An 8,044-nucleotide genomic window follows, 5' to 3' on the forward strand; every position below is an offset into this window, starting at 1 on the left:
TAGATATAGCGACGGACGGTCTCGTCGACCTTGATCGCCTCGAACACCCCGATGCGGCCCTTGAAGCCGGTGCCGCCGCACTGGTCGCAACCCTTCGGCCGCCAGATCACCGTGCCGATGTCGAGCCCGAGCATCGCGGCGATGCTGTTATCGGCCTGGACCGGCTCGCGGCAATGATCGCAGAGCTTGCGAACGAGGCGCTGTGCAAGGACAGCGCGCAAGGTCGAGGCGAGCAGGAAGGGTTCGACCTTGAGATCCTTGAGGCGTGTGATCGCGCCTACCGCGTCGTTGGTGTGGACGGTCGAAAGCACTAGGTGGCCCGTGAGCGAAGCCTGCACCGCGATGTCGGCGGTCTCGCGGTCACGGATTTCGCCGACCATCACGACGTCGGGATCCTGACGCAGGATCGCGCGGAGCCCCGCGGCAAAGTCGAGTCCGACCTTGCTGTTCACCTGCGTCTGACCGATCCCGTCGACCGCATATTCGACCGGATCCTCGACGGTCAGGATATTGCGCTGACCGTCGTTCAATTGCTTGAGCGCGGCATAGAGCGTCGTCGTCTTGCCCGATCCCGTCGGGCCGGTGACGAGGATGATGCCATTGGGTTCGGCAAGCGCCTCGCGCAAAATCTGGTCGGCGGCGCCCGACAGGCCGAGGACGTCGAAGTCGATGCCGGCGCTGTCCTTGTCGAGGATACGCATCACGACGCGTTCGCCCGCGCGGCTCGGCAATGTCGAGACGCGGACGTCGACCGCTTTCCCCGCCAGCGTCAGCCCGATCCGGCCGTCCTGCGGGACGCGGCGTTCGGCGATATCGAGGCGCGCCATCACCTTGATGCGGCTGACGACGACGGGCGCGACGTGCGGCGGCATGCGCAGATGCTCGCGCAGCACGCCGTCGGCGCGCATGCGCACGACGAGCCCGCTTTCATAGGGTTCGATGTGGATGTCGCTGACGCCCTGCCGCACCGCTTCGGCAATGATCGCATTGATCAGGCGGATCGCGGGCGCGTCGTCGGCGCTGTCGAGCAGGTCCTCGGCACTGGGAATGCCGAGATCGAGGTCGCTGCCATCGAGCGAGCCGGCCATTGCGGCGGCCGAACTGTCGACGGCATAATGGTCGGAGAGCAGGCGGTCGAAATCGGCGGCGTCGGCGGTCGCGACGCGCAGCGGCTGCGCAAGATAGCGCTTCACCTCGATGAGCATCGCGGGATCGCTGCCCTCACGCAGCGTCGCGAGCCAGACGCCGTCCTCGCCCGGCGCGATCACGACGCCGTGCGTGCGGGCGAAACCATAGGGAATATCAACCGGCGCCGGGGGAGGCGCCGCCGGTTCGAGGTTGCTCACGGATAGTCTCCGGCAGGCGGCGCAGGCGCCTGCGAAATCGAGGGCGGGACGTCGGTCGTCGTCACGCTGCCATCGGGACCGCGCAGTTCGGGCAGATTGACCGGCCCGACGGTGACATCGGCGGGCGTCGATGCACTCGGCACCGGCGGGACCGCGCCCAGATAGTCGCGGACCAGCGTATCGATCGCGGGCTCCTGATCGGGGTTCCGCTGCAGCTGGAAATCGCGAATGTAACCATAACGGCGTGCGGTGAGCGCGGCGTTGTCCTCACGGTTGCGCAGGATCGTCGGGCGGATGAAGACCATGAGGTTGGTTTTCGCACGCGTCCGGCTGCGCGATTTGAACAATTCGCCGATCAGCGGAATGTCGCTCAAAAGCGGAATGCGCTCGATCGTCTTGCGCTCGTCGTCGTTGAGCAGGCCGCCGATCGCGAGAATCTCGCCGTCATCGACGGTGAGCACCGTTTCGAAGGAACGCTTGTTCAGGATGAGGTCGCTGTTGCGCGACGAGACGGGACCCGCGACGCTCGACACTTCCTGGCGCAGAAAAAGCTTCACCTCGCCCGCGCCGTTGACCTGCGGCGTGACGTCGAGCTTGATGCCGACTTCCTCTCGCTGGACGGTGCGGAAGGCGTTGTCGAAATTGTCGCTGAGCGCTTCGCCCGTCGTGATCGGCACTTCCTGTCCGACGAGGAATTTCGCGGCCTGATTGTCGAGCGTCACGATATGCGGGGTCGCGAGCAGGTTCGACGTCGTGTCCGACTTCACCGCGTTGATGATCGCGCCGAAGATCGTATTCTTTCCGATATCGCCCGCAAAGCCGGCAAAACCGCCGCTTGCGCCGAGCAGCGATGCCGCGGCCGCTTCCTGCAGGCTGTTGCCGAGTGCGCTCGTCGTCTGGGTGACGACGGTTTCGCCATCGACCGTGGTCTTGTCCTCGGTCAGCTTGGTCGCGGCATAGGCGCCGCCGAGCGTCAGGATATTGGGCTGTGCATTGCTGTAGCTCGTCGCGACGAACGGGATGTTCTTGCCGCCCAAGAGGAACTGGACGCCAAGCCGCTTTGCCGCATCATCACCGATTTCCACCACGATCGCTTCGACGAGCACCTGCTGGCGGCGGCTGTCGAGCTGGCGGATCAGTTCGCCGAGCATGCGCTGAACTTCGCTGTTCGCCGCGACGATGATCGCATTGGCGCCCTCATAGCGCGTGATGATCGCCGGGCCGCGGGTCGAGATGCTGCCGCTACCGCCTGCCCCGGTCGAAGCCGCCGGGGCGGCCGCGGGCGCCGGCGTGCTGGCACCGCCTGACGCAGATGTCGAAGAAGAGGCCGATGCCGGCGGCAGGCCCGCCTTTTGCGCCGGATCGCTGCCGCCGCCGATCAGCTGCTGCAACGTCGGAAGCAGCGTTTCTGCGTTGGCATGTTCGAGCCAGTAGACGCGGAGTTCGGTGCCGCCCGCGGCCTTGGCATCGAGGTCGTTCGCCATCGACACGAAGCGCGCGACGAGCGCCTGATCGCCGCGCAGCGCGATCGCGTTGCTGCTGTCGATCGGGACGATCGCGACGGGCTTCTGCGCCCCCTCGCCCGCCGCGGGGACGAGCGCCTGCAGCGCGGCGGCGATTTCGCGCGCACCGGCGTTCTTGAGCGTCACGATCTGGCTGGTCGAACTGTCGCGGTCGATGCTCGCGGCGAGTGCGCGAATACGCCGGATATTGTCGGCGAAGTCGGCGACGACGAGGCTGTTCGCGTTGCGGTTCGCGGTGAGCGAGCCCTGTGCGCTGACCAGCGGGCGCAGCGTTTCGACCGCCGAGACCGCGTCGATATGGCGCAGGCGGATGATTTCGGTGACGAACTGGTTCTGCGCCGCGCCGCCGCTGCCGATACGGCCGGGCTGCGCCGCGGCGCCGTCGATCGGCTGGACGCGATAGCTGCCGTTGGGACCAGGGACGGCGACGAGGCCGTTCGAGCGCAGCGTCGCGAGGAAAATCTCGAAATATTCGCTGCGCGACAGCGGCCGGTCGGTGACGACCGACACCTTGCCGTTGACGCGCCCGTCGATCACGAAGGTGCGCCCGGTGATCCGCGCCGCATCCTGGATGAAGGCACGGATGTCGGCGTCACGGACGTTAAGCGTATATTGGGCGAATGCCGGTGCCGGTGTCGCGGATACGAGCGCGGCGGCGAGCATCAGGGAAAGTTTGAAACGCATAAGACCTATTGCTTTGAAAGAAAGATGGCGACCGGAACGACGCTGGCGCCGCGCTCGACTTCGAGCGCAATGCGCGCGCCCGGCGTTAGCTGGTTGGCGAGCGACGCGGCGTCGCTTGCCGAGCCGATCGGACGGCCATTCACCGAACGGATCACATCGCCGGGGCGCAGTCCGGCAGCACGGAAGGCCGCACCGTCGCCCTGCGGCTGCACCACGATGCCGGTGACGCGGCCCTCCTCCGCCCGCGGCGCGAAACCGACGCCGGCCTTGATCGCCGCAGGCGTCATTTCGCCGCTGGCCGACGCACCGGCGACAGCAGCGCCAATCTCGGGCGTCGGCGCGGGAAGCGGGGTCGCTGGGCTGGCGACGGGCGCCTCGCCGCTCTGATCGAGGAACAGGCTTTCGCGCGCGCCGCCGCGATCGAGCAGAACATGATCGAAGGCGATGCCGGCGAGCTTCAATCCGGGCGCGATTTCGTCGCCGACCGCGTAGCTCGTCTGCACCCCGTCCTCGCCCGCGATGATCGCCGAGCCGCCGCCGGTCGCCTCGTTAAGATTGATGCCGAACAGGGTCAGGCCGGCCGAGGTCACCGTCGCCGCAGCCGGACCCTGGGTGCTGCCGCGGAAGAAGGGATCGAGGCTGGTGAAGAGCGCTCGCCGCTGGGCGGGCGATGCGATTACGGCGGTCTGCGGCTGCCACGCGCCAAGCGGCGATAGCGGGGTCAGGAGCGTCCAGAGCAGGCGGACGCATTGCCAGATGAGCAGCGCGCCAAGCAGGCCGACGAGGAGCATCGGCCAGATTTCGCGCGGGCCGCGCTTTCCGCCGCGCAGCCATGCGGGCAGCGCGCGCGGTAGCCGAACGGCCGATCCGGACATCAGCGTCGCCATGAAATGTCCCTGTCCCCCAACTGAAAAAGCGGTTTCACGAATCGCCTAGGGACGATTGGTGACAATCAGTTGACCGGGAGATTACAGTTTTTTGACGGTCGGGCGAGTCCGGTGCGGCGGCCCGACACGACCCTCCCCACCGCGCTGCGGCGGGGAGGGTCGGCGATCAGAACTTCAACGACGCGCTGAGCGAGAAGGTCCGGCCCAGCTGGTAGCGGTTGAGGTAGATACGGTTGTCGCCGAACTCCTGCACTTCCTTGTAGGTGCGGCCGGTCAGGTTACGCGCCTCGAACTTCAGCTCGATTTCCTTGTTCAGCAGATTGACCCCCTGCCGTGCGACGAAGTCGATCGAGATACCCGGCTTTTCGCGGATGTCGGGCTGACCCGACGGGCCGCGGCTGGTGACGCGCGGGCTGGCGTAGGTAACGAGCAATGTCTGCTGCGACAGCTTGTCCTGATCCTCAAGCCCGATCTGGAAGTTGACCAGATGATCTGACTGACCGGTCAGCGGCGAGCCGTCGAAGAAGAAGTTGCTCGCATCCTGTACGACGCCGTTGATCACGGTCGTATCGCCGGGACCGACCTGGATTTCCGATTTGGTGTAGGTGTAGTTGCCGATCAGCACGAGGCGACGGCTCGCCCAGAAGGCCGAGTCCGACAGCGTGTCGAGCGCAATATATTTCTGGACCTCGATCTCGCCACCATAGAGCAACGCCTTGGGCGCGTTGGCGAAACTGGTGTTGGCGATCGAATCGGTGCTGAGCGACGTGTAGGCCTCGATCGGGTTTTCGATCTTCTTGAAGAAACCGGCCGCTGTCAGACGCTGGTCCTTGGCGAAATACCATTCATAGCGCAGTTCGGTGTTCCAGAGCTCGCTGTCGGTGAGCGACGGGTTGCCGCGGAACTGACGGTTCGATTCGGGGTCCTGATAAATTTGCGCGATGAGCTCGCGGAACTGCGGCCGCGCGATGGTGTTTGCCGCGTTGAGCCGCAGCTGCATGTCGGGCGCGACTTCCCAGGTCAGCGTGACCGCGGGCAGCCAATAATCATTCTTGAGATTGGTCTGGACGATCGCGCTGCCGCCGGTGCCGAACAGGTCGATCGGAACAACCGTCTGCTTGCCGTCCTCATAACGCACGCCGACGTTGACGTTCATACCCGGGACGATTTCAGCCTGCAGCTGCGCATAGCCGGCGTGGGTCGTCAGCCCCGCATCGAATGCGGCGGTGCCGTCCTGCGCCGACGTTTCGACCAGCGTGATGTCGTAATTCTGGATGGTCGAATCGGAGAGCAGATAGTCGGGCCGCAGCTGGGTCACGGCGACGGGCAGGCCCGACGCGCGGAACTGGAACGCGCGGCGCACGGCAGTTCGGCTCGTGTCGCTGTAAGCGTAGCCGACGGTCGCGGTGATGTGGGGCGCCAGCTCGTACGAGAGGTCGACGCCGCCCGACCACAGATCCTCGTTGAGGTCCGAGAAGGCGATCGTCGCGTCGCCGCGGTTGCCGCCGAGGTCGTTGACGAACTTGTCGCCCGTCGGGTCCTGCTCGGTCGGCAGATTGGTGCGGACATAGGTAAAACCGCGCTCATAGGGCGCCTCGCGCTGCGAATTGGCATAGCCGCCGCGCAGATCGAGTTTCAGCGCGTCGAAGTGGAATTCGCCGACGAACTGCGTGTTGATCAGCTGCCGCTCGTACCAAGCGGTGTCCTGTTTCATGATGTCGCGGCCGACCTGGTTGGCATCGGTGCCGAGGCCGAGGCGCGCCTGCTTCAATGTGTCGCGGATGTAGAGGTTGGTCCAGCGCAGCTTGTGCTCGCCGATTTCGAGGCCGAAGCCGAGCAGCCCGTTCACGACAACGCGATTATCGGTGATGACGCGGTTGTAGCTCGTTTGCGGATCGCCCGACAGGTCCTGATTGAGCGAGGTCTGCTGCAATGTGTCGCGCGTGCGCCACTTGTTGCTGATGCCCGCGGTCGCGATGATGCCAAGTTCGCCGTTGGCAAACGGAATGGTCGTGCCGCCGGTGATGCCTGCCGACCAGTTGACCGGAATATGATTGTTCTGCTGGAGCAGCGTCGTCTCGGCGTTGACCAGTTCCATCTGGATCGCTTCGAGATCGTCCTGGCTGAAGTCGGCGCCCTGCAGGATCGGCTTGCCGCTGGCGAAGGCGGCCTTCAGCAGCGGCGGAATGTCACGCGTGCCATCGTCGAAACCGGTCCAGTCGGTGTCGCTGCCATAATAGGTATAGCCGAGTTCGTTCGTCGTCTCGCTGTCCCAGCCGATGCCGCCCGACAGCGTCAGGAAGGGTTCCCGCGGGATCGCCTTGGTCGTGAGGTTGATCACGCCCCCGCCGAATTCGCCAGGGAAGTTCGCCGAATAGCTTTTCTGGACGAGCGTCGAATCGATGACGTTCGACGGAAAGATGTCGAGCGGCACGACGCGCTTGAGCGGCTCGGGGCTCGGCAGCGGCGAGCCGTTGAGCAGGGCGAGCGAGTAACGATCGCCGAGGCCGCGGACATAGACGAAGCCGCTGCCGACGACGCTGAGGCCGGTCACGCGCTGGAGCGAACCGGAGATGTCGCCTTCACCCGTGCGCGCAATGTCGGCCGACGAGAGGACCGAAACGACCTCGGGCGTCGCGCGGACGATGTTCGGGGTGAAGCGGCCGGTGACGACGATTTCCTGATCGGCGCCGCCGGGGATCGAAACATCGCTCTCTTCTTCCTGAGCCGCCGCGTCGTCGGCCACGGGCTCATCGGCGGGCGCTTCGGTGGTGACCGGCGGCGCGTCGGGCGCGGGCGCACCCGCATCCTGCGCCAGCGCGGCAGGTGCGACAAGCGCGGAGCTGAGAAGAAGCAGGCTGGCGAAGATCGGCCGCTTGGTCATGGTAAAAGTCCCCAAGGAATATGCAGGAAGGGAGCGGGCCAGCCGGTCAGGCGTGCCCGCTCCCCGAATGGATCGCGAGCGATCAGGTCGTCGGGATGGCGCTGCAGCTTGCGCTCGTGGTGCCGAAATTCGCGGTCGACGAATTGCAGGTCCAACCCTGATACCAGGTGTCGTTGGCGTCGCGGACGGCGCCGACATAGGCGGTGGTGTCGAAGAAGGCGTTGAGCGTCTTCGCGTCGAAAGCCGGACGCGCGGTTTCGGTCGCGCCGTTGATGAACAGGCTGGTCAGCGACGGCGTGTAGGTAGTGGTGTTATTCGTGCCGCCTTCAAAGATCGCCTGAACCTGTGCGTCGGTCACGCCGCTGGTGCCGCGGAACGGCGTGGCATTGCACTGCATCGACACCGAACGGAACACCGGCGGGCCGGCTTCGTCGAGACCGGGATTGGCGGCCTGCGTCGTCGTCGCGCTGTTGAAGCCGATGCAGCGGAAGCCCGGAGCGACGATCAGGCCGTTGGCGAAGGTATAGTCGGCACCGCCGCGAACGAGGATCGACACGCCGTTACCAGCCGCGTTGTTGCGATGGATATAGGTGAAGTTCGAAATCGCGACGCGCTGGCGCGGCGACGCGTCCTCGTTGCCGTTCGAGTCGATTTCCATCATCGAGTCGCCGACCGCACCGCCTTCGCGCTGCACGCCGATGACGTACTGGATGTTGCCCT

At 65.6% G+C, this 8,044-nt stretch carries 4 protein-coding genes and 1 pseudogene; all 5 read right to left on the reverse strand.

Going from position 1 to position 8,044, the window contains the following annotated elements; genetic code table 11:
- The coding region (locus JHC57_RS19560) for an ATPase, T2SS/T4P/T4SS family (protein ID WP_294032240.1) at nucleotides 1-1,346 on the reverse strand (1,346 nt) is incomplete at its 3' end.
- Nucleotides 1,343-3,553: a type II secretion system secretin GspD gene (gspD, locus tag JHC57_RS19565; RefSeq protein WP_294032242.1), complete on the reverse strand. Its 2,211-nt coding sequence runs from the start codon at nucleotides 3,551-3,553 to the stop codon at nucleotides 1,343-1,345. The genes JHC57_RS19560 and gspD, both read right to left, overlap by 4 nt.
- Nucleotides 3,554-3,558: 5 nt before the next feature.
- Complete coding sequence (locus JHC57_RS19570; protein WP_294032244.1) at nucleotides 3,559-4,440, reverse strand: type II secretion system protein N; 882 nt, start codon at nucleotides 4,438-4,440, stop codon at nucleotides 3,559-3,561.
- 166 nt (nucleotides 4,441-4,606) lie between these two features.
- Nucleotides 4,607-7,324 (reverse strand): TonB-dependent receptor, encoded by a 2,718-nt coding sequence (locus JHC57_RS19575; RefSeq protein WP_294032246.1) that lies wholly within the window; start codon nucleotides 7,322-7,324, stop codon nucleotides 4,607-4,609.
- 82 nt (nucleotides 7,325-7,406) lie between these two features.
- Nucleotides 7,407-8,044 (reverse strand): annotated as a pseudogene (locus JHC57_RS19580) (hypothetical protein); the annotation flags it as partial.

Source organism: Sphingopyxis sp. (genome assembly GCF_016463645.1).
GTDB lineage: Bacteria > Pseudomonadota > Alphaproteobacteria > Sphingomonadales > Sphingomonadaceae > Sphingopyxis.